At 45.2% G+C, this 24,293-nt stretch carries 18 protein-coding genes; 1 reads left to right on the top strand and 17 read right to left on the bottom strand.

Annotated elements, in window-relative coordinates; all coding sequences use genetic code 11:
• Positions 1-74: 74 nt before the first annotated feature.
• The 10 genes from lgt to B0H94_RS12220 form a co-directional block, all read right to left on the bottom strand.
• Complete coding sequence (gene lgt / locus B0H94_RS12265) at positions 75-926, bottom strand: prolipoprotein diacylglyceryl transferase (protein ID WP_106589565.1); 852 nt, start codon at positions 924-926, stop codon at positions 75-77.
• Positions 927-985: 59 nt separating this feature from the next.
• On the bottom strand, positions 986-1,921 hold the full coding sequence (hprK, locus tag B0H94_RS12260) for an HPr(Ser) kinase/phosphatase (RefSeq protein WP_106589564.1): 936 nt from the start codon (positions 1,919-1,921) through the stop codon (positions 986-988).
• 318 nt (positions 1,922-2,239) lie between these two features.
• Positions 2,240-2,596: a phage holin family protein gene (locus tag B0H94_RS12255; protein ID WP_106589563.1), complete on the bottom strand. Its 357-nt coding sequence runs from the start codon at positions 2,594-2,596 to the stop codon at positions 2,240-2,242.
• The gene (locus tag B0H94_RS12250) at positions 2,596-2,805 is read right to left on the bottom strand and encodes a PspC domain-containing protein (RefSeq protein WP_106589562.1); all 210 of its coding nucleotides are present in this window, start codon (positions 2,803-2,805) and stop codon (positions 2,596-2,598) included. The genes B0H94_RS12255 and B0H94_RS12250 overlap by 1 nt, the downstream gene beginning before the upstream one ends.
• A gap of 60 nt (positions 2,806-2,865) precedes the next feature.
• Positions 2,866-4,044, bottom strand: a complete 1,179-nt coding sequence (locus B0H94_RS12245; protein WP_181315397.1) for a DUF4097 family beta strand repeat-containing protein — start codon at positions 4,042-4,044, stop codon at positions 2,866-2,868.
• Between the two features lie 88 nt (positions 4,045-4,132).
• Positions 4,133-7,006, bottom strand: a complete 2,874-nt coding sequence (gene uvrA, locus B0H94_RS12240; RefSeq protein ID WP_106589560.1) for an excinuclease ABC subunit UvrA — start codon at positions 7,004-7,006, stop codon at positions 4,133-4,135.
• Between the two features lie 10 nt (positions 7,007-7,016).
• The gene (gene uvrB, locus B0H94_RS12235; RefSeq protein WP_106589559.1) at positions 7,017-8,996 is read right to left on the bottom strand and encodes an excinuclease ABC subunit UvrB; all 1,980 of its coding nucleotides are present in this window, start codon (positions 8,994-8,996) and stop codon (positions 7,017-7,019) included.
• Positions 8,997-9,683: 687 nt separating this feature from the next.
• Positions 9,684-10,880, bottom strand: coding sequence for a PDZ domain-containing protein (locus tag B0H94_RS12230; RefSeq protein ID WP_106589558.1), 1,197 nt, complete (start codon positions 10,878-10,880; stop codon positions 9,684-9,686).
• A gap of 112 nt (positions 10,881-10,992) precedes the next feature.
• Entirely contained in the window at positions 10,993-12,486 is a 1,494-nt protein-coding gene (locus B0H94_RS12225; RefSeq protein WP_245894007.1) for a S41 family peptidase, read from the bottom strand.
• Between the two features lie 500 nt (positions 12,487-12,986).
• Positions 12,987-14,735: a putative bifunctional diguanylate cyclase/phosphodiesterase gene (locus tag B0H94_RS12220; RefSeq protein WP_106589557.1), complete on the bottom strand. Its 1,749-nt coding sequence runs from the start codon at positions 14,733-14,735 to the stop codon at positions 12,987-12,989.
• A 354-nt stretch (positions 14,736-15,089) separates the two neighbouring features.
• Here B0H94_RS12220 and B0H94_RS12215 point away from each other — a divergent pair, with 354 nt between their 5' ends.
• Complete coding sequence (locus B0H94_RS12215) at positions 15,090-16,376, top strand: helix-turn-helix domain-containing protein (protein ID WP_106589556.1); 1,287 nt, start codon at positions 15,090-15,092, stop codon at positions 16,374-16,376.
• A 645-nt stretch (positions 16,377-17,021) separates the two neighbouring features.
• Here B0H94_RS12215 and B0H94_RS12210 read toward each other — a convergent pair.
• The 7 genes from B0H94_RS12210 to prfB all read right to left on the bottom strand — a co-directional run bounded on the left by B0H94_RS12210 (position 17,022) and on the right by prfB (position 24,290).
• Positions 17,022-17,876 carry an alpha/beta fold hydrolase gene (locus B0H94_RS12210; protein WP_106589555.1) on the bottom strand — a complete coding sequence of 285 codons (855 nt, stop codon included), beginning with the start codon at positions 17,874-17,876 and terminating at the stop codon, positions 17,022-17,024.
• A gap of 90 nt (positions 17,877-17,966) precedes the next feature.
• Positions 17,967-19,289 (bottom strand): murein hydrolase activator EnvC family protein, encoded by a 1,323-nt coding sequence (locus B0H94_RS12205; RefSeq protein ID WP_106589554.1) that lies wholly within the window; start codon positions 19,287-19,289, stop codon positions 17,967-17,969.
• A gap of 27 nt (positions 19,290-19,316) precedes the next feature.
• Complete coding sequence (gene ftsX / locus B0H94_RS12200) at positions 19,317-20,213, bottom strand: permease-like cell division protein FtsX (protein ID WP_106589553.1); 897 nt, start codon at positions 20,211-20,213, stop codon at positions 19,317-19,319.
• On the bottom strand, positions 20,203-20,889 hold the full coding sequence (gene ftsE / locus B0H94_RS12195; RefSeq protein ID WP_106589598.1) for a cell division ATP-binding protein FtsE: 687 nt from the start codon (positions 20,887-20,889) through the stop codon (positions 20,203-20,205). Before ftsE ends, ftsX begins: the two co-directional genes overlap by 11 nt.
• A gap of 241 nt (positions 20,890-21,130) precedes the next feature.
• On the bottom strand, positions 21,131-21,514 hold the full coding sequence (locus B0H94_RS12190) for a c-type cytochrome (RefSeq protein WP_106589552.1): 384 nt from the start codon (positions 21,512-21,514) through the stop codon (positions 21,131-21,133).
• A gap of 68 nt (positions 21,515-21,582) precedes the next feature.
• Entirely contained in the window at positions 21,583-22,455 is an 873-nt protein-coding gene (locus B0H94_RS12185; protein WP_106589551.1) for a YitT family protein, read from the bottom strand.
• Between the two features lie 736 nt (positions 22,456-23,191).
• Positions 23,192-24,290 (bottom strand): peptide chain release factor 2 gene (gene prfB / locus B0H94_RS12180; protein ID WP_106589550.1). Its coding sequence is split into 2 segments (ribosomal slippage): positions 23,192-24,217 and positions 24,219-24,290, totalling 1,098 coding nucleotides; the frame shifts between segments, so codons are not numbered across the junction.
• Between the last annotated feature and the right edge of the window lie 3 nt (positions 24,291-24,293).

Genomic DNA, 24,293 nt, shown 5'->3' with positions numbered 1-24,293 from the left:
GTCAAATATATAACAGAACGCCCCCTGTTTACTTACAAAACCTGACGGGGCGTTCGCTAGTTGAATCATCAAAGTTACTTTTTCTTTTTATTTTGCTGCTTCCCGCGAGATTTAGGCTCTTCATCCAAATACCGCGCTGAAGCCAGTCCCGTTTTGCGTCGATAAATGATGAGCGCAACCGCACCGGCAATTAAGAGAATAGAAATAAGCTGTGCTACGCGAACGGTATCCCCGATCATTAAACTATCTGTCCGCAATCCCTCAATAAAGAAACGGCCAAAGGAGTACCAAATGACATACGTAAGGAACATTTCACCCCGATGCAGGTTCACCCGGCGTAAATATAATAAAACCGCTACACCTAATAAACTCCACAACGATTCATACAAAAAGGTTGGATGATAATACGTGCCATCAATATACATTTGCTGAATAATAAACTCCGGCAGCATTAAACCTTCTAAAAACTCCCGGCTCACCGGCCCTCCATGTGCTTCTTGGTTCATAAAATTTCCCCAGCGGCCGATCGCCTGCCCAAGCAGAATACTCGGGGCAGCAACATCGGCGATCTTCCAAAAAGAAAGACCTTTTACACGCGCATAAACAACCGCGGTTAATACCGCACCAATCAATGCCCCGTGAATGGCCAAACCGCCTTCCCAAACAGCGATGATGCGGCCTGGGTCATTGGCGAAGTGCTCCCATTGAAAAATAACGTAGTACAAGCGCGCACTAACAATAGAGATCGGCACGGCAAATAGTAGTAAATCTGCAAATACATCCTCCGGTAACCCGCGTTTTTTTGCCTCGCGTGTAGCAAGAAGATAACCTAAAAAGGCACCAAGCATAATGATGACGCCGTACCAATGGACAGACAGCGGCCCAAGTTCAAACAAAACCGGATCAATCGGCTGTGCTTGATTCATTATCATACAATTCACCTCAATTTTCATAAGATGTACCCTTTTTCAATCTACATCTTCAATTAATAATCTTCTTTATCACTTTCATCAATCACATCAGTTAACCGATCCGAAAATTCCTGGGCTGCATTAATCCCCATCCGCTTTAAACGGAAGTTCATCGCTGCAACTTCAACAATAACCGCCAAGTTCCGGCCCGGACGGACAGGAATGGTATATTTCGGAATCATCGTATCAATGACTTGAATCGTATCTTCATCAATACCTAAACGATCGTACGATTTGCCTTCATCCCAAAGTTCTAAATCAATATTTAAGGCTACACGCTTAAACGGGCGCACGGCTCCTGCACCAAATAGCGTCATGACATCAATAATGCCCAGCCCACGAATCTCGAGGAGGTGCTGAATTAATTCCGGTGCCCGACCGACAAGGGTATTCCCATGCTCCTGCCGGATATCAACAGAATCATCAGCGACAAGCCGGTGGCCGCGCCGGACTAAATCAAGCGCCGTCTCGCTTTTACCTACACCACTTGCCCCGGTTAACAATACACCGATCCCGTAAATATCAACAAGTACACCGTGAATCGCGGTCGATTTTGCGAGCTGCGCCTCCAAAAAATTTGTAAGCTGACTGCTGAGACGTGTCGTTGTAATATCAGAGCGCATAATCGGCACACCGACTTTTTCGGAAGCATCTATCAATTCCGGCGGTGCTTCCAAGCCGCGGGATATAATAATCCCAGGTGTATCATACGTACAAAGTTTTTCCATGCGATCACGTCGTTCCGGCAAGGATAGCGTTTCAAAAAAAGAAAGCTCTGTCCGTCCGAGCAGCTGCAAACGTTTGGCAGGATAATATGTAAAGAAACCGGCCATTTCCATCCCCGGTCGTGAAATATCACTTGTTGAAATGACACGGGCACTGCCTTCTTCACCACTGATGACTTGAAGTGAAAAACGATCAATTAAATCTTGGGCTGTCACCTTCGGCATATTGTAACCTCCTACCTTTTCTTCCGTTCAAATATCGAACCTATTGTATCACGTTTCACATTAGCGTTGAAATCGCCCCTACTCACCGATAACTATTTAAAAAGCACCGCAAGCTATTCAGCTCGCGGTGCTGCAGACTGCAGACAAAATGCAAAACCTAAAATACACGCCCAGATTACTGTTCCGAGATCCGGGGGCTACCTTATTAAAAAGATAAAAACCGAATCATGAACGTAACCAACACTACCGACGGACGCTTTCCCGAGGGGTTGCCTTCAGAGCGCGGCGTTGCAGTGTGGTTTTCTTCACACACTTAACTTATGTGCTCCGCACCGGTTCGACAATAAACCAGTGAATGAACAAGTTTAATAAAGAAATGAGCACTGCCGCCAAAAGCGCCATGCCAAAGCCATCAATCACGAAAGCATCTCCCATTAAACTTGCAATAGCCATTAAGATTAACGCGTTAATCACAAATAAAAATAACCCAAGCGTAACGACAGTAATCGGCAAAGTTAAAATAACAAGGATTGGCTTAACGACCGCATTGGCAAGCCCAAGCAGTACAGCAGCGACAATCGCTGCACCAAACCCCCCTAAATCAAACCCTGTAAAAAAACCAGCTACAACCATTAAAACAACCGTATTGACGAGCAGGTGAATCAAGCAGCCCATTACACTTCAACGTCCGATTCATTCGGCATAATTATAGCCAGAATAATATACGTTAAAATGACCACCGGTGCACTCGCAATTAATACAAGCGCCAAAACTGCAATGACACGCACAATGGTAGGATCAATTCCAAAATACCGTGCAAGCCCGCCGCATACACCAGCGAGTTTGCGGTCGCTTTCTGTTCTTGTTAATCGTTTGCTTGACATCGCACTACACCTGCCCTTCTAAAACATAATCAAATTAAATAGATCTACTTCCATCTTTACTTAAGTGCGTAATGGGTTGACCGAAATAATCCCCGTCTTTGTTTCTGCTTCTAAATACAGTGGCGCACTTTGATTTTCGTTCGCGGTAAATGATGCTGTACGCTGCCAAAAGTTTTTCGTTTCATTCGTTACGTTCACAAGCGGTAGAGAAATGTGATAATTACCTACATTCGTTTGCAAGTGGCCATTAATTCGGAGCTCCTCAGAAACCTTCACATCAACATTCCCTGTTGCTGCAGACAGTTTCGCCCGTGCTCTTGGCACATTAAGGAGCGAGACATCAAGTGCCCCGTGGAGCGTTTCTGCTTCTAGATCATTCAGCCGTCCACTGGTAGTTATTGCCCCATTGACCGTTCGTACATCCAGCTGCTCTAGCCGTGCATGACCAATTTCGATTGGACCATTAACCGTTTCAGCATAGCAGACAGAAGCCGACGGTTCTGTGAGGGTGATACTGCCGTTGACTGCTTTAATATTTAACGAGGCAGCCTGCAGCCGGTCTGCTTTTAAATGCCCATTTAACGTATACAAATAAAACTGTTCATAACTTTTTACCGGTAAATAAAGCTTCGCGTGCAGCTTCACATTCTTTGCTTTCGAATGAAACCGGAGTCGCTCACCGTCTTGCTCAAAAATGGTGTTTTCAAGGAAGAAGCTGCGTGCCTCTTTTTCAGCGCTTCGCTGATAAACGTGGGCATCGCAGACGAGACTTAAGCTGCCAGTATCGACTGGTACGACCTCAATCGAACCATTCTCAACTGCGATATCAATCGAACCTTCGGTGACGTTTGCATGTTGAAACGTGTGCTGCACAAGCTCAGCTTGACCGAAATTGAAATCCAAATCCATCTCTTTTACTTTTCGCATCACATCATCTACAAAGTCACTTAACCATTTGGCACCTGCCTGCCAGCCCCGATCGCCATCACTACTTTGCCCAAAAGCTTCTTTTTCTTCTTCAAATCGGCGGTTGGCTTGTTCCCAGTTCACGTCTGTCGATAATTCCCGGTTTGAAGAAGTCGCTTCCGTCACGCCGGTTTCTTCATTTTCTCCTTTTGAAGGCTGCGGGCCTGACGCATCACTTTCCTGCCCTAGCGCTTTTAAAAGCTTTTCTCCCTCTTCAGCTGTAATTTTGCCATCCCGGATCATGTTTAAAATCATGCGACGTTCTTCTTCCATCATCGCCACCTCCATAAACATCTTTTCTCACGATACTACGGTGAATGCTATAGGTTGTTTTCCCAAAAGTTAACGCTCTTAACCCTGCTTAGGACGGCGTGGTTTCAGCTTCAGTAAGATCCGCTGCCATACGCGCTCTTTCACGTTCAAGAATCGGTTTTAAATATTGACCGGTATAAGAGCCGTTAACTTCTGCGACTTCTTCCGGCGTTCCTGAAGCAACAATCTCACCGCCACGGTCACCGCCTTCTGGACCCAGGTCTGTAACGTAGTCTACGGTTTTAATCACATCCAGGTTGTGTTCGATCACAAGGACTGTGTCACCATTTTCCACTAACCGCTGCAAAACATTTAACAGGCGCCGGATATCTTCAACGTGCAGACCAGTTGTCGGTTCATCAAGAATATAAAGCGAGCGTCCCGTTGAACGGCGGTGGAGCTGTGAAGCAAGTTTCACACGCTGGGCTTCCCCTCCGGAAAGCGTTGTTGCCGGCTGACCGAGCTTAATATAGCCGAGCCCTACATCCTGCAAAGTTTGAATGCGGCGCTTAATTTTCGGGATGTTTTCGAAAAACTCCAACGCCTCATCAACAGTCATTTCAAGTACATCTGCAATGCTTTTCCCTTTATAAGTGATCTCCAGCGTTTCCCGGTTGTATCGTCTGCCGCCGCATTCTTCACACGGCACGTAAACATCCGGTAAAAAGTGCATCTCAATCTTAATGATACCGTCACCTTTACATGCTTCACACCGTCCACCCTTCACGTTGAAACTAAAGCGCCCCTTAGGATAACCGCGAATTTTCGCTTCGTTTGTCATGGCGAATACTTCACGGATCGGATCAAATACGCCGGTGTAAGTCGCAGGGTTTGAACGCGGCGTACGACCAATCGGGGACTGATCAATATCTATGACTTTTTCCAGCTCTTCAATACCATCAATTGCTTGGTGGCGACCTGGTTTTTCTTTTGCTTTATGAAGCTTTTGGGCAAGTGATTTATATAAAATATCGTTAATTAGCGTACTCTTACCTGAACCTGAAACACCTGTCACCGCATGAAATAATCCAAGCGGAAACTCTACATTGGTTTTTTCCAAGTTATTTTCTTCAGCTCCGCGGATTTTAAGCGCACGCTCGTCTCGTTCACGGCGCTCCAGCGGCAGCGGGATATACTTCTTACCGGCTAAATATTGACCAGTAAGTGAGGTATCATCAGCCTTCACTTCTTCGGGGGTACCTTCTGAAGTGATCCAACCGCCGTCGCGGCCAGCACCTGGACCTATATCAACAATATGGTCAGCCGCAAGCATTGTGTCCTCATCATGTTCTACAACAATGAGCGTATTCCCAAGATCTCTCATTCGCTCTAAGGTCTGGATCAAACGGTGGTTATCCCGCTGGTGTAGCCCGATAGATGGCTCATCTAAAATGTAGAGAACCCCCATTAAAGAAGAACCGATCTGGGTTGCAAGCCGGATCCGTTGAGCTTCTCCACCAGAAAGGGTGCTTGCTGCCCGGCTGAGCGTTAAATATTCTAAGCCAACGTTTAATAAAAAGCCTAAACGTTCATCAATTTCACGCAAAATCAAACGACCAATTTGCTGCTCTTTTTCTGTAAGCTCAAGCGCTTGAAAAAAGTCAGCAGCACGCTGAATCGACATATCTGTCACTTCGCCGATATGATGATGCCCTACTTTCACAGCCAAGCTTGCTTCGCGCAGCCGGTGTCCTTTGCAGGTCGGGCATGGCACATGCGCCATATAGCCTTCCATCATTTCACGGACATAATCAGAGGAGGACTCCCGGTACCGGCGGAGTACATTGTTCATCACCCCTTCAAAATACAACGTGCGCTCTTTCACCCGGCCGCTTTCCTGCACGTGCTGAAAATGAATCCGTTCTTTGCGCGCACCGTGTAATAATGTGTCCAGCTGTTCACGCGGAAGCTGTTCCACCGGGGTATCCATATCAATGGCAAAGTGCTCACATGCAGCTGCAAGAAGCTGAGGATAATACGTAGAACTCCCCGGCTCCCACGGGGCGAGTGCATGCGCTTTTAACGTCAATGATGGATCGGGGATAACTAGATCCTCATCAACTTCCAGCTTGCTTCCTAAACCGTCACATGTTGGACATGCGCCGTACGGACTGTTAAAAGAAAACATGCGCGGCTCTAACTCACCCACTGAAAAACCACAGTGAGGACAGGCATGGTGCTGACTGAAATGCAGTTCTTCACCGTCAATAATATCGACATGTACATGTCCACCGCCAAGCTCTGCTGCCGTTTCCAGCGAGTCGGTAAGCCGGGATTCCACACCTTCTTTGATTGCAATCCGATCAACAACGACGTCGATATCATGTTTTTTATTTTTATTTAAATCAAAGCTCTCTGAGACTTCCCGCATCTCTCCATCTACACGCAACCTGACAAAACCTTGTTTCTTCAAGTCCTCAAACACTTTTGCATGCGTTCCTTTGCGTCCGGAAACAACGGGCGCGAACAGCTGCATCTTTGTTCGATCAGGATAAGCAAGCAGCTGGTCTGTCATTTGCTGAACGGTCTGTGATTCAATTTCAATCCCATGCTTTGGGCAAACCGGCCGGCCGACCCGGGCGTAAAGTAAGCGTAAATAGTCATAAATCTCGGTGACTGTACCGACGGTTGACCGCGGGTTGCGGCTCGTTGTTTTTTGATCAATAGAAATTGCCGGTGACAACCCTTCAATTGAATCGACATCCGGCTTATCCATCTGACCGAGAAACTGCCGGGCATAAGCTGACAATGACTCAACATAGCGCCGCTGCCCCTCTGCATAAATGGTGTCAAATGCGAGTGACGATTTCCCGGAACCGGACAAGCCTGTAAAAACAACAAACTTTTCTCGCGGAATCGAAATATCGATATCTTTTAAGTTGTGTGAACGTGCGCCTTGAATTTGAATATGATCCATGCCCATCGCCGATTCGTCACCCTTCCGCTTTTAATTCGAGCACAACATCGCGGAGCTCTGCCGCCCGTTCAAAGTTTAATTCTTTTGCTGCTTCTTTCATCTCTGCTTCTAATTCTTCTACCATTTTCTCTTTATCCTGTTTGGACATCCGGTCTAAATCCGGTTTTTCCTTGTAGCCGTCTTCTTCTTCCGCTGTATATGTTGCTTGAATCTGTGCTGGAATTTCTTTTTTGATGGTCTGTGGCTCGATGCCGTGCTCTTCATTATGGGCGATTTGAATCGCACGACGGCGCTCTGTTTCATCAATTGCAGCCTGCATCGACCGGGTCATTTTATCTGCATACATAATAACATGGCCATTTGCGTTACGCGCAGCCCGGCCCATCGTTTGTATGAGCGAGCGCTCCGCACGTAAAAAACCTTCTTTATCTGCATCTAAAATCGTGACAAGTGAAACTTCCGGAATATCTAGTCCTTCACGAAGCAGGTTGATGCCCACAAGACAATCGAACTCTCCGAGCCGCAGCTGCCGCACCACTTCCATTCGTTCAAGGGTTTTCACTTCAGAATGCAGGTATTTCACTTTAATACCTACTTCTTTTAAGTAATCTGTTAAATCTTCTGCCATCTTCTTCGTTAAAGTTGTCACAAGTACCCGCTCACCTTGTGATTTACGTTCATTCACTTGCGAAATTAAATCGTCAATCTGGCCTTCAATTGGCTTGATTTCAACGGTTGGATCAAGCAGCCCGGTCGGCCGGATAATCTGCTCTACCATTTCCGGTGATTTCTCCTGCTCGTACGGGCCGGGTGTTGCCGAAACGTAAACTACTTGATTCATCCGTCCTTCAAATTCTTCAAACTTTAAGGGCCGGTTATCCATAGCTGAAGGCAGACGAAACCCGTGATTGACGAGAACTTCCTTCCGCGCTTGGTCGCCTTTGTACATGCCGTTCACCTGTGGAAGCGAAACGTGTGATTCATCCATCATTAACAAAAAATCTTCCGGGAAATAATCAATCAATGTATAAGGAGAGTCTCCCGGATCACGGAATGTTAAATGACGGGAGTAGTTCTCAATACCTGAGCAAAATCCCATTTCTTCCATCATTTCGATATCGTATTTTGTCCGCTGCTCTAAACGCTGCGCCTCTAACTCTTTATTTTCAGCCCGGAGCTTTGCAAGCTGCTCATCAAGTTCCGCCTGAATATTTACAATCGCCCGCTTCAATTTCTGCTCACGCGTAACAAAGTGAGATGCCGGAAAGATCGCTGCATGCTCGCGTTCACCGCGGATTTCCCCGGTTAAAGCATCGACCTCTGTCATTCGGTCAATTTCATCCCCGAAAAACTCGACACGGATACACTGTTCATCTCGTGAGGCCGGGAAAATTTCTACAACATCGCCGCGCACACGAAACGTCCCGCGGGTAAAGTTGATATCATTACGCTCATACTGAATGCTCACAAGCTCGCGCAAAAGCGTATCCCGATCTTTTTCCATCCCCTTGCGTAACGAAACAACAAGGTCACGGTATTCTTCTGGAGAACCGAGGCCGTATATACATGAGACACTGGCTATAATAATCACGTCTCTTCGTTCAAATAACGCACTCGTTGCTGAGTGCCGAAGTTTATCAATTTCCTCGTTAATGCTTGCATCTTTCTCAATAAATGTATCTGACTGCGGTACATACGCTTCCGGCTGATAATAGTCGTAGTAGCTGACAAAGTATTCAACTGCGTTATCCGGAAAGAACTCCTTAAACTCGCTGTAAAGCTGACCAGCGAGCGTTTTGTTATGTGCCATAATTAACGTCGGCTTGTTCACTTGCTGAATCACGTTAGACATCGTAAACGTTTTACCTGTGCCTGTTGCCCCTAACAGCGTTTGATGCTTCTTACCTTCATGAACTCCTGCGGCAAGCTTTTCGATCGCTTCCGGCTGATCACCCTGCGGAGAATATTTAGAAGCCAGCTGAAATGTCTCTGCCATAACCTTTCACCTCGATTGCTCCAAACGTACAATATAATTACCTATATTATACCACAAGAATCCTCAAAGAAAACGTAAAAACGAACACACGATCGTTATTTGATTACAAAAAAGCCCCGGTACAGGCCCGAGGCTTCTAGTGTGTAGACGAATTTTTCAGATGAACGATGGCTGACGGCGCTTTTTCAGCGGACGCTTGAGCACAGTGAGCACAAGCGCGATACTGGTGCTTAGCAGCCTTGCGTTATTTGATGGTTATGAATGGTAGAAACCACTTTGATCAAGCTATAACTACATGAATCCATTTCGTCATGACGCTTTATGAGTGATCAAACAAACCATATACAAATGTAAAAGTAACCGAAACGAAAGACGGCGACTCCCGGAGGTTTAAGCGCAGGCTGAAGATCCACTTGTTCGATTGGAATCAATCGAACAAGTTAGCTGAAGCCAAGCCCTCGGGAAAGCGTCCGTCGGTAGTGTTGGTTACGTTCATGATTCGGTTTTTATCCTCTTAATCGAGGAGCCCGCAGAGCTTGGAACAGTAAGCTGTGCGTGACTTTAAGGCTTTAATACTTTGTCACCAGGCCGCAGGCTCCGGTACATACCCAGGGCTTTCAGTGTAAACAAACTTCAAAGAAAACGACTGCTTACAGCACTTCGCGCATTATACAGCTAAATCATCTTTTACCAAGGGTACGCACTTACTTCAATTTCTGTGGAACGTTCTCTCAAGAGCAGCACACCAATTTCGTGGTGTTCGTCTGCATATAAAGCAGATTCTGCTTTTCGAACCTCACCATCATACCCAACGACATCAAGCCTGCAGTACGCTGAGTTTTTTTGTATGCCTTGATATAAATCAGCTGGCGCGTTTGTTTGAAAACCATTCGCTTTTACAATAATTTCGCCCGGCTTTAAATCCATTTTTTCTGCCGGCGAATTTTCAAGAACCCCTAGCACAAGTAACCCTTGATCGCGCGGCGAGAAAAGGGGTGCAGCCTTCGCTTCCCTTAAAGCCTCAACCGCATAAACCGACTCCCGCAGCACAACTGCAGCCACTGCTGCAATGACAATAAATAAAGGCTCATAGAAAGCGGTGATACTTAAACCAGTCACAAGCAGCCCTGCCGCAATAATTCGTGCTCCTTGTACATTACAGGCCTGCTTCGGAAGCATTCGGTACACTTTTTGAGAAAACCCGACCGCGACTGGAAATAACATAATTCCTAAGCCTTCAGCACCTATAGGAAGCACCGGCCACCAGCCAAACGGCTCGATCATTCCGCCGGGGATAAAAACAAATACAGGAACCGGAAAGAGGTGTTTCACTTCATAGCCGCCGATCGGTTTTCCTCGGGGGCTTTTCATCCGGAGTGGAGAAGCTCCCCGGTGTGCGCGTGCAACAAGAAGCCCTTCGACAATCATCATTCCGCCCAACAACAGCACTGCCGAAATGAAAACCTCAGGCTGTTCGGTAAAACGCCACGCCGGTGGCAGGCTAAGCTGTAATAGATCCGCTGCATAAGGCAGAGCCATTCCAACAAGCACAGCGCCACCTAAAATGTTTGCTGGTGAAACGAAGCGCGGGCCACCGACTAACAGCACAACAGTTAAGATTGAAATGAGCCATAAAAATGCTGGTGAAACTGTAATACCAACAAAAAGCACAACAATAGATAACAAAAGACCTGCTGCAATTGCAGGCAGCAGTGCCGGCCATAAGTCTGCAAGCTCCGGACGAAACTTCAATTGAAACATCTTCCGCTCCCGGCGCACCCGGCGAAAACCGAGAAACACCATTACAAGCAATAATATGTAAGGAAGCGGGTGGGCTAAAAACCGGCCGACCCCATATATCAATTCCAATCCGGCTGATTCCACATCCCTTCCCCCTTTCCTTCAGGAAAAAAATACATTCACAGACACCGCTGTGAATGTATTCGACACTGCTGCTGTACATCCTCTTCCAGCATGCAGAAATCCTCCAAACGACTTATTCACTCACTAGCTCCAACGCTTTTTGAAGCTGTGCATCATTGGCAGGATCGCGCACTTCATCAAGAATATTTTGATGCAGTGCTGTTGCAGTTTCATCATCAAGTTCTCCATTTTCCGATAGCCCTTGCTCACTTTGAAAGGCTTCAAGTTGAGCTGACGTCTCCCCATCTAAATAGCCGTCTGTCCGTTCTGGATCATAATTCAATACAGTTAAGATTTCCTGTGCAATCCGGATCTGCTCATCATGGTCATCTTCAGCAAACGTTTCATCCACCTGAAGCGCCGGGAGAGTGAAATATGAAGGCTGCTCAACTTCAACAGTAGGCGTGACACCTTCTTCGTTAATATCATTGCCATCTGCAGTCAACCAGCGGAATAACGATAGCTTCAACTCGCTCCCGTCCCCTAGATCAAGAGACTGTTGAACGGTCCCTTTTCCAAACGAAGACTCCCCGACGACATCATGACCGCCGGACTCCATCATAGCTGCTGCCAAAATTTCAGAAGCTGAAGCACTTCCTTCGTTTGTAACGGCAGCCATCGGGTAATCTTTATCCTCTTCTAAATTTGAAATATGCTGCATCGTCTGTCCCATTGGGTCCTCAATTTGTACAACCGGTTCACCACCCGGAATAATCAGATCACCTATATCTTCAACACTGTTTAGATAACCGCCTGGGTTTCCTCGGACATCAACAACGAGCCCTTGAATACCTTCACTTTCTAGCTCATCTAGATGTTCTTCAAAATGAGCTGCGGTATCTTGAGAAAAGGAGTTTAACGTCAGCACACCCACCGTCTCTCCGTTTCGCTCATACGTTTCACTCTCAACAGTTTCAATTGGAATTTCATCGCGCTCGACATCCACATCAAAGGTATCTTCAGTGCCTGGACGGTCAATTGTAAGGGTAACAACCGAACCTTTCTCACCCCGAATTTTCATAACCGCTTCATTTAAAGTCTCATCCTCTATGGGCTCGCCATCAATTTCGATAATCCGGTCGTTTGGCTGAAGTCCTGCATCTTCTGCCGGCGAATCATTAAACGGCGACATGATTGTTACATACCCATTTTCCATGCTCACTTCTGCACCAATACCCTCAAACTGGGCATCCAAAGATTCAATGAATTCTTCAGCTGTTTCAGCATCCATATAATCCGAAAACGGATCATCCAGCTCATTGACCATTCCTTCAATGGCACCTTCGATTAACTTTTCATCCTCAACATCATCAATATAATTTTGTTGGATCATTTCAAATGCTTGAGCAACTTTTGTAAGATCAGCCTCTATCTCTTCTTCTGCTTCAGTGGCCTCACTACTCTGGCCTTCGCTGCCACTTTGTTCCTCGCTGTTTTCTACTGAAGAAGCAAGTTCGCGCATCTCTTCCTCCGTGACCTCATCGCCCCCGGAGAACATCAGGCCGCCTGCACCAAAAGCAAGCACCAGCGCACCTGCTCCCGCCAGCCACTTTTGTTTATTTGCCAAAGATGAACCACCTTTCCATTTTCCTGTTTCCGTAAAACTTAAAACAGCCGGCTGGACGTATAAATGTTAAAAATCTCCTTCGACATCAAATATTGTTTTAATCAATTTTCTTTTTGAAAACGCTTGTATTAAATCTTAACTTTATCGTTAATAAAAGACGGATTCTTTCTTTATTAAAGCATATTTCAAAATTGTACGCAAAGACTTCCTAACCCTGCGCGAACCGTAAAAAAGCCCCCCTAAGCGCCAGGGAGCTTTCATAACTTAAGTTAATTTCATAATGGCGCTTCATAAGTTGTAGAACGAAAAATATATATTAAAATGATTGATAATCCGTAAATTAAAAAGTGACCGAAACGAAAGACGGCGACGCCCAAAGAGTCAAGCGCAGGCTGAAGGCAAGCCCTCGGGAAAGAACCCGTCTGAAGTGAAGATTACGTTCATGATTCGGCTTTTATCCTCTTATGACAAATGATGAAACTTATTCAACTTAGTTCAAATCACGATGCTGTTAAAATGCGTCTTTTCAGCTCATCCACAGAAGCCGGCCGGGCAAGCCAAAAACCTTGTAAACCATTACACCCTAGCGTGCTCAACATTTGCTGCTGCTCACTTGTTTCAATCCCTTCAGCTACCACTTTCAATTGATACAAATGAGCAATCTTAATAATGTTATGCACAAACTCTACATCTGCTGAACGCTCAAGTGAGTCCGGTATTAAAGATGCATCAAGCTTTAATGTTTGAATCGGTAATTCCCGCAAGTAATTTAAAGAGGAATACCCTTTGCCAAAATCATCAAGCGCAACTCCGATACCAGATGTCTGTAAAAACGTGAGCAACTGTTTCGTTTCTTCAAGGTTTTTAAGCATATGTCGTTCTGTTATTTCGATTTGAAGCGATTCATACGGAAGACCGGTCGCATCCAGAGCTTCAAACACGCGTGAAGCAAATTGGGACTGTGTAAAAAAATGGGTAGATAAATTCACGCTTATGCGAAGATTGCGGTTATAGGTTTCTTGAAATTCCTTCCCACACCGGCAGGCTTCTCTTAAAACCCACTCATCAATTTTTGGCATAAAGCCCATCTCTTCAGCGAGCGGCAGAAACTCTCCGGGGGAAACAAGCCCAACAGCTGGGTGATTCCAGCGGATTAAAGCTTCAAGTGCAGTAACAGTTTCCCCCGACGACGAATAAAGGGGTTGAAAATAAAGCTCAAATTGTTCCTCTATTAAGGCTTTTGGTAAATCATTCGCAACTAAGGCATTACGCGCGGAGTCTGATTGCATTTGGCGGGCGTAATAACTTATTGTGTTTTTTCCATCTTTTTTCGCAGCTTCCATTGCGAGCTTTCCTTGCTTGACCAAGGTTTCCACATAATCGCCGAGCCGCGGGTATTCTGTAACTCCTATACTTGGGGTTACATTAATTTCGTAATTTTGAATTTCAAACGGCGTTTCAAACAGTATTTTCATTCGTTCAGCGAGTGCTTCTGCGTCTTGGGAAGAGCTCGTCTCCGAGGTTACGACCAGCAATTCATCCCCACCGATACGAGCAACAATACTATCCGGTGCAAGGACGCTTTTTAACCGATCAGCAGTGTGCCGGAGCAGTTGTTCAGCCACATAAAAGCCCATCGCTTCATTGACATATTTGAAGTTATCAATATCAATATAATAAACATTTAAAAACGAAGCAGCGTGCTGTACCTCATGATCAAAGCATCTGTACACAAAAGCTTCGTTGTATAGATGGGTAGAGCTGTCATGAATTGCATCATATTCGTATTGAATCATCTCAGCTAAGATTCCGGCAAAGTAGTCGAGGTGCTGAACATCTTGACTTGCTGCCTCACCCGGATTTCTCCCGATTGCACAAAGCGTCCCGAAAACTGCGCCATTTTCAAGTTTAATGGGTACACCAATATAACACCCTACATTTAACTGTTGTACTGCGGGTAACTCGGAAGTCATAGAAGCGTCCATCGTATCATGAAATGTAAGCGATGAATAGCCATCGCGATATAAATATTGGCAGATGGAATAATCGAGCGGAAAGCGGTTATTTGCTGTTAACTGAAAATTTTCTTCGCTCGTATGAAGCGCAGCTAAAATCGAAAAATGCTGGTCATCCGTATGAGAAATAAAGAAGCTTTCTTTATCAACGAGTTCGTTCACGACCGCTAAAGTTTTTTCGGCGTAAGCGTGAAACTTTTCATAATACTTAATATCTGTGTACGGAATATACATAACCGCACTTTCCTCCTTTTATCTAACACAACTACATGCATACTTTGTAAATATTGTATCATATACAACCATAAGTCGAAGGTCAAAATACCTAATAAGTAGAATTTCTATTTTGTGAAGTAACGATGATAAAGGCCTGACAGCAGGCTCGAAGCTTTTCGAAGCGGCTTGGCCCATGTATAATATAAGAAAACTTATATTTCGAGCATTCTGGCACTTCCCCTTTCCATTTTATTGTTACATAAGTGTCTCGATACTTTGTAACTTCACAATAACAAACAATATTTGAAAAAATTCTTATGATACAATTGAACTGCTTGCTCCGAGTGGGAAATTTAAAGAAAAGGTGATGTTATGGACATCGGCGCCTTGATCCGCTCCAAACGTTTGGAGCTTGGGCTGACATTAGAAGAACTTGCTGGTGAACAAATGACCCCGGCGACGTTATCCAACATTGAACGTGGTAAAACTGTGCGGATCAAACCAGAAACAAAACATTATTTAATGCTGCGCCTCGGTTTAAGCGAAGATGAACTTGACGAAAAAATGTACAACGTTACTTACCATGAGCAGCGCATTCAGCTTTATCTTTTACGTAAAACATCTGATCCAACTCAGCTGCTCGAAGCGTTTGAGCGTTATACAGAATTTCAATTTCCTACCCGGCTGACACTCGCCCAAAAATTAATTCCAGCTGGGCATACAGATAAAGTAGATGAAATTTTACAAAGCTTACGTAAACTTCCGGTCAAAGATATTGAACAAATTCGGCTTAAAACAACTGAAGGAAAAAACCGATTATCGCAAAGCAAGCCGGCCGCTGCATTAACAGCCTTTAACGAAGCCGATGCCTTAATGACAACCGACCTGATTGAAGCCTACACAGAAGACCACTTACGAATTAAATACAACCAACTACTTGCTGAAAAAAAATTAAAAGTTCTCGATAATTATTTAACGAAGCTCGATTATTTAATTGAACTTGCTGAAAAAGCCGAGAGTTCAAAGTTTTTAAGCAAACTCCTCGTGTTAAAGTCACGATTTTTTACTGATTCTAAAGATTACGAAAAAGCGGTGGAACTTTTATATCGTTGTCTTGACCTCGGCAGTTACCGCGTGCCGCCACATACCAGTGCTACTTGCTGGTTAAACCTCGGTTTTAACTTTCTGCTTATGGAGCGTTTAGACCTTGCAAGGCAGTGCTATGAAACTTCGAAATCACTATTTGAAAATATCGGATCGAAAATTGGCGTTTTACGGACGAAAATGAATTTAATGAAGCTATCTGAAGCTTCTAACGAACAAAAAGTAGAAGCGTATGAAGCTTTAATGTACGAAGCGATGACCTACCGGGCCGCTCAAGAAGCCCATACGACTTTCCGATTTATGCAACCGTTATTATCAGATGTAGCGTTGTGTTATAAGTATTATGAAGAAGTATGCAAATTTTTAGAAGACATGCAGGCTGAACATACATTAGGCAGCTTTTACTTTGATTATGCCACATTCCTCGAAAAACATGGACAAATGACAGATGCATTGTATTACTTTAAAGCCTCCATGAGAATTTTTGAGCACAGCAGGCACTTTAAAGGCGACAACTATATTTACGATGATTATACCGAAAATCAAGAAAATTAATCAGGGCACTCCGCAAGAGATTGCGGAGTGCCCAACACGTAGGCATATAAAAGCTGACTTTGCATTTCAGCGGAGGTTTGCACCCGGAGGGCACAAGTGCGACATCGGTTTGATCTGCGCTCACTTTTGATCGCATCGTGTCTTCTTAATCCACTTGTACGGACTCAACTTTCTCGGCAGGCGAACACTGCCTGCGGGCTATTCTCACTCATTGCTCTGCGTAAGCGTCACCATCGATGCTTGTCAGCCTTACATCATTTGGTGGTCATGAACGATAAAGATTCTTTTGATTAAGTAATATCTACATGATTCAATTTCACAACGACGTTTTATGAGTGATCAAACGAACCATATACAAATGTAAAAGTGACCGAAACGAAAGACGACGACTCCCAAAGGGACAAGCGCAGGCTGAAGATCCACTTGTTCGAATGGTTTCGAACAAGTTAGCTGAAGCCAAGCCCTCGGGAAAGCGTCCGTCTGGCGTGAAGGTTACGTTTGTGATTCGGTTTTTATCCTCTTAATAGGGCAGGTCGTAGAGCTTGGAATAGTAAGCTGTGCGCGAACCTTAGAATTTGTACTTTATCGATAGTCTGGGCACTCCGCATGTCTTTTGCGGAGTGCTTCTGTTTATTTACGATCCTTCTAATTGTTCAGCCAGTGTAAGATCCAGTCATTTACAAGTGCCGGCTGCTCATGTAGTACCCAGTGAGTTGCTTCGCCAATAAACACTGCTTCTTCATCACGGCACAGTTTTAAGCTGTCTTTGGCGAGCGTCGTCGATAAAAACTGATCACCAATCCCCCAAAGCATTCGGACAGGAATATCAACAGCCTCCCCTGCAATATGAGCCATCGTACCTGTGCGCATAGCTCGGTACCAATTGAGCATACCTGTGAGCGCACCTGGTTGTGACCATGCTCTTTCATAAGCACGCAGCTCTTCATCATGAAAAGCACCTGGCTGGGATGTCCGCTTCAACCCATCCATCATATAAGTGAATTCCCCTGCCTGCATTGCTTTTTCAGGAATCGCCGGTATCTGAAAGAAAGCCATGTACGAGCTTTTTAACAGCTGGGTTGGATTTTTCAAAGAACTTACCGGCATCACACCAGGGTGCGGGATATTAATTGGGATAAACATGCGCATAACTTCCGGCCGGGTTATCGCTAGATACCAACCTACTGCGCCACCCCAATCATGGCCGATGACCGCTGCAGCCTTCTCATATCCTAAAGCTTGAATAAGTTCAGCTACATCATCAGCAAGAAGCGCCGTGTCATAACTTTCAACATCTTGTGGCTTAGAGCTTAAATTGTACCCACGCTGGTCTGGAACAGCAACGCGGTAGCCTGCAGCCGCCAGCGCTTGAATCTGTCTGCGCCAACCATACCAAAATTCTGGAAAACCATGCAGCAGGACGACCAACTCTCCCTTTTCAGGCCCGGCAAGTACGGTGTGCAGCGTTGCTCCTTCAGTTTCAATAAACCTTGTTTCCATGTCTACATCTCCTCCTCTCTTATACTTATACCCAATTTCCCGATATACAAAAAGACACCCTAAAAAAGGGTGCCTCAGCGTGTAGACAAACTATTGGATATACGGTTCAGGGTCAACAGCGTTGGATTTCTCGTTATTCCAACCGCCCTCGTGGACCTCAAAGTGTAAGTGCGGACCCGTAGAGAAACCGGTATTACCCATAATCCCAATCTGCTCACCACGCGATACTTGATCACCGTGAGACACATGCATGGAATCCAAATGTGCATACAACGTTGTTAATGTCTGTCCACCAACTTGGTGCGTAATCATGACTGTATTTCCATACCCATTCATATAACTTGCATCAATTACCTGGCCTGATTCAGCTGCAACAATCGGAACGTTTGAACGTCCTCCCTGGGCAATATCCAACCCGTAGTGCATGCGGCCCCAACGTTGCCCAAAGCCGGATGACATGCGCCCGGTTGCCGGCCGAGCAAGCACACCACCGCCGGATCCTTGGTTTACTTCAGCACTGCTAGCTGTTTCTCCGTCGTTTTGACTGTCTGCCTCTTCCTGTTCACGCTCTCGTTCACGCTCCTGCTGCCTTTCGCGTTCGCGCTGTCGTTCACGTTCACGCTCAATTTCTGCTTGACGCTCTCGGTAGGCTTCAAGCTCTTCCTGCTTAGCTTCTTCCTGCCGCTCTAAAACTTCTGCTTCATTTTCGAGCGTACCAAGAGCCTTCAAAAGCTCACTTTCTTCTTCTTCAAGTTCAGTTAATAGCTCGTCCTTTTGCTCCTGCTGCCTTTCAAGCGTTTCGCGCATAATCTCCAAATCTTCTAAATATCTTTCCAAATCTGCAAGCTGATCCTCAACTTCAGACTTTCTTGCTTCTAACGCTTCATGATCGTTGTGATGCTCTTCTAAAATGTTTTGATCTTGTTCAGTAATTGTTGCAACAGCCGCCATGCGATCTAAAAAATCACTAAAGCTACTAGCACCAAGTAAAACCTCAAGATAATCAACAGCACCACCATTTTGATACATTGCACGAACACGATCCTTTAGGAGATCATCACGTGCTTCGATCCGCTCTTCTAACTCTCCAATTTCTTCCTGTAAACCGCGGATACGTTCCTCTGTCTCTTTTATTTCAGCTTCTTGTTCTCGAATATCATTTGTGGTGGTAGAGATATCACGATCAAGTTCGCGAATCTCTTCTTCCAGCCCACTCATTTCTTCTTCAACTTCAGCAATTTCTTCTTCCGTACGCTCAGCTTCTTCATCAGTTTCTGAGCGCTCCTCCTGGATATCAGATATTTCTTCTTCAAGCGACGGATCTGCACCAACGGCAGCCGGTTGTGCAGCTTGGAGCCAACCGGCACTGACGAGGGTTAAAGCTAATAGGGCTAAAATTAATTTCTGCTTCAAAGTCTGCCTCCCCTTTTTCACTTTTCTCTATACACGCAGGAATTTACGAACCGACATCAAACTCCCCCAAACGCCGACTAAGGCGCCTATGCCGATTAAAATCGCAGCGATTTCAAAGGTTAATGGATTCGGAGGTACAATGTCCACAAAAGACAAAATCGCCTCTGTTACGAGCAGGTCATATAAATAATAATATCCGCTTATAACAGCTGCCACTGGAAGAATTGCGCCTAGTAAACCTAACACTAAACCTTCGACAAAAAATGGCCAGCGAATAAATCCGTTTGTCGCACCTACAAGTTTCATAATTTGAATTTCATTTTTACGCGCTACAATCGTCAACTTAATTGTGTTCGCGATTAAAAACATTGCTGTAAACATTAAACCAAGCACAAGCGCTGCCCCAACAATACGAATCATGTTCGTAACTGCAAACAACTGTTCAATGATATCTTCGCCGTAATCAACTGTATCAATGTTTGCAAACTGTTCTATCTCTCCCGCGACATCTTCAGTAAGTTGCGGCTCTTTTGTTTCGACAACGAATACATCGTTTAACGGGTTTTCGTTCCGGAGGGATTCAAACAACTCTGCGCTGCCTTCATCTACATCTTCTATAAATTGATCAAGTCCTTCATCCCGGTCAACATATGTAATTGCAGCTACATTATCGATCGCATCAATTTGCTCGTACAGCCCTTCTTTATCTTCTTCAGAAGCTGTCATATCAATATGAACACGTATTTCTACATCACCTTCAACATCGGAGGCAATATGGTTAATGTTTGCAATTAAAATGAGAAAAATCCCGACAACCATCAACATAATAGTTACAGCGCTAACAGATGCAAAACTCATCCAACCGTTACGACCGATGTTTTTTAGTCCTTCTTTACTGTGACGAAGGAGCGTTCTACTTTTCATATGCGTAGCGCCCCCTCTGCTCGTCTCTTGTAACCCTGCCACCTTCAAAAGCAATCACACGCTTAGGTGATACATTCACAATCTCTTTATTATGCGTTGCCATAACCACGGTGGTTCCACGTGCATTAATCTCTTGAAGTACATCCATAATCCCCCAAGACGTTTGTGGGTCAAGATTTCCTGTCGGTTCATCAGCAATCAGGATCGGCGGATGGTTAATCATCGCCCGGGCAATCGAAACCCGCTGTTGTTCACCGCCGGAAAGCTCCTGCGGGTAAAAACGCGCCTTATTTTTTAAGCGCACTAAATCGAGAACTTCAAAAACTCGCTTTTTAATGACGTGACGAGGTTCTTCAAGTACTTCTAAAGCAAAAGCAATATTTTCAAAGACGCTCAGTTTCGGCAAAAGCTTAAAATCTTGGAAAACTACTCCGATATTTCTGCGCAGCAATGGAATATGCTTGCGCTTGAGTTCGTCCAAATCTGTGCCATTCATATAAATCTTTCCGGCCGTTGGACGCTCTTCTAAATATGTCATCTTTATAAACGTTGACTTGCCGGCACCGCTTGGGCCAACAACATAAACGAACTCGCCTTTATCAATAAACACATTAATGTTATTGACTGCCGTGATGCCGTTACCATAAGTCTTGGTGACATCGCGCATCTCTATCAAACGATCACTTCCCTCAAAGAAAACGTGCATTTTACGCTCACGCATCCCTTGTATAGTTACAATTTTAAGCGTGACACGCAAAATCCTCCCTCATTATATCATTAAGCGACATATTGATAAGGGAAAATCATTTAACATTTTTATTTCATTTCCGCAAACGTGGAGTAATAAATGCAACAGAAAGGAAAGCTGCATTATTGTGAAAAGAACGCCCGAGGGGGCGGGCGTTCAAGCATAGGATTTACTGGTCTGCAACCCAAGCGGAAAGCTCTTCAGCTTCCTCACCTTCGACAAGGTCTGCCGGCATAGCGCCTGGACCCTCTTCGATTGCTGTGTGAACACTGTCTTCGTCAAGACCTTGAATGCCTGGGTTACCGCCGTCGCCTTCGAGGTTTTCACCGTGACAGCTTAAGCAGTTTTGTTCATAAACCGCTTCCATTTCATCAGCATCATATGTTTCGCCTTCACCATCATCATCGGCTTCTTCTTCATCGCCGTTATCATCGTCTGCTGCTTCTTCTTCACCGTTTTCTGCTACGGGATCCTGCGGCTCACCTGCTTCGTCTGTGCCGCAAGCACTAAGTACGAGGGCAGCTGCACCAATGGTCAACAAATACTTTTTCATAAGCGGTGTACCTCCTGTCTTTTCATTTGCTGGATCACTAAGAAACCTGCTCCTATATTATAACCGATTTATGTCGATTTAAAACCCTCTCCAAGTACTTCAGAGGCATTGGTGACAACAACAAAAGCTGATGCATCAGTCCTTTGCACCACTTGTTTCAATTTTGTGACCTCATTACGCTCCACGACACACAATAACATTGGCTTTTTCTCCTTCGTATAACCGCCTTCTGCTGTTAACTTTGTAACACCGCGGTCGACTTGTTCAAATAAAGCATCGCGTACAGCTTCCTCTTCGTCCGTAACGATAAAAGCCATTTTTTGGTCTTTCACCCCGGTTTGTACAAAATCTATCGTCCGCCCGGTGATAAATAAACTAATCAAAGCATATAGCGCAAATTCAATACTGAAAACAAAGGCTGACGTAGCTACAATTAAGCCGTCCATAATAAATACAGCCGTGCCTAATGAAGCTCCCGTAAACTTATGTATAATTTGTGCTGCTAAATCTGTGCCACCGGTTGAAGCATGTGCTCGAAACACAAGACCTAAACCTAAACCTACACCTATTCCTCCAAATAAAGCACCTAACAGCGGATCACTCGTTGCAGCCGGCCAATCTTGGGTAAGGTAAACAACGAAAGGTAAAAACAACGTTCCAACAATCGTTTTCCCTCCGTAACGCCACCCGCCAAGTAAAAAGAGTCCGGTAATAAACAATGGAATATTTAACGCCCACAGTGTAATTGCAGGCAGAACTTCAAATACTTCATAAACAATTGTCGCAAAACCACTGACGCCTCCCGAAGCAATCCGGTTCGGTAGCAAGAAAAGGTTATAAGCGACCGCAACAAGAGCAGAACCTCCAAAAATCATTAACGTATTGATGAGTACCTGTGCCCGCGGTTCAGGTACGCCGTTTCGTCTGCTGCGCTCACGCATACATATCCTCCTTAACGTGCAAGACTGCCGCTACAAAGTATAGCAAGAACCCCAACCTTTGGGAATGGAACTTCGTTAAAGTAGTAATGTGCTAAAGGATACATGCCTGATTCCAAAAACATTAAAAACGACTTTCCCATAAGGTATGATTTAAATGATAGGCACAGGAAATATACTCGCTTTCACCAACGGCACAAGTGCGACATCGACTCAATCAGCGCTTACGCTTGATTGAGTCGTGTCAGCTTTGCCGCCGGATAACGTATCAGCTTGCGCGTGAAAAACCGCTCATTGCGGGATCTTCATCCTGCGCTTGCCCCTCTTGGGCGTCGCCGTCATTCGTTTCGGTCACTTGTCAATTTAAAGATCATCTAACATTTCCGATGTATAGGGTTCGTTTCCTCATTTATGAAGCATCATAATGAAAAGGATTCATTTAGATATTGCTTACTTAAACAAAAAATCTCTACAATTCATGACCATCAAATAACGCAAGGCTGACAAGCATCGGCGGCGACGCCTACGGGAACAGTACGAGCCGAAAATCCCGCAGGCAGTGATCTTCTGCCGAGGAAGTTGAGGCCGTACCCGTGGCAAGCGTCCGCCGAAAAACAACGTCAGCCTTCCTTTCTTTTAAAAGTTTGTCTACAAACTTAAAGCCCGCAATTTGCGGGCTTTCTGAGCTGACTTCGACTCTAAGCGTACGATTTCATTCAGCCAGGACAGGTTCACTCAGTTACACGCTTACATCTAAGCGCAAGTACGCATCGATAAACCGATCTAAGCTCCCGTCCATGACTGCCTGGGTATTGCCGACTTCGTGGTTCGTACGGTGATCTTTTACCATATTGTACGGGTGAAAGACGTAAGAACGAATTTGATTACCCCAGCCGATTTCACCTTGATCGCCGCGAAGCTCATCAATTTCTTCCTGCTGCTTTTCAATCTCCAGCTGATATAAGCGGGCGCGGAGCATCTTCATCGCTGCTTCACGGTTTTTAATCTGCGAGCGCTCATTTTGACACTGTACGACCACCCCAGTCGGCTGGTGCGTAATACGGACAGCCGAGTCAGTCGTGTTAATGTGCTGTCCCCCAGCACCACTTGCTCTGTACGTATCCACCTTCAAATCTTCACTACGTATATCAAGCTCAACAGTGTCATCCAATTCAGGCATCACATCTACTGAAGCAAACGACGTGTGCCTCCGCCCGGAAGAATCAAACGGGGAAATGCGCACGAGCCGGTGCACACCTTTTTCCGCTTTTAAATAGCCATAGGCGTTATGACCTTTTACATGCAATGTCACACTTTTTAGCCCAGCTTCGTCCCCTGGTAAGTAGTCAAGTGTATCTACGCTAAAACCACGGCGTTCTGCCCAGCGGGTGTACATCCGCAACAACATCGACGCCCAGTCCTGTGACTCTGTACCGCCGGCGCCCGGGTGGATCTCGAGCATGGCACTTTGCCGGTCGTAAGGCTTGTTTAACAAAATCTGCAGCTCAAAGTCATTGATTTCTTCGTTCAACTGGCGAATGCCGGGCTCTAATTCTTCGAGCATTCCTTCATCTTCAGAAGCGAGTTCATACGTGACTTCAAGATTTTCTAATGATTCTTCCAATTGTTTTAAGCCGTTTGCGACTTCTTTATGCTGGTTCGTTTCATCAATAACAGCCTGTGAAACTTTTTGGTTATCCCAAAAACCGGGCTCTGTCATTTGTTGTTCAAGCTCTGCAATCCGCTCTTCTTTTTGAGCGATGTCAAAGAGACCCCCTGAAGTCCGCTAAACGCTTAGCCATACTTTCAAGTTCTTGACGCATTTCTGTCATATCCATCGG

The sequence above is a fragment of the Salsuginibacillus halophilus genome (genome assembly GCF_003014715.1).
Taxonomy (GTDB): Bacteria; Bacillota; Bacilli; order Bacillales; family Marinococcaceae; genus Salsuginibacillus; species Salsuginibacillus halophilus.
The sequence above is the reverse complement of the archived record's forward strand: the minus strand, read 5'-3'. Positions and strand labels throughout refer to the sequence as shown.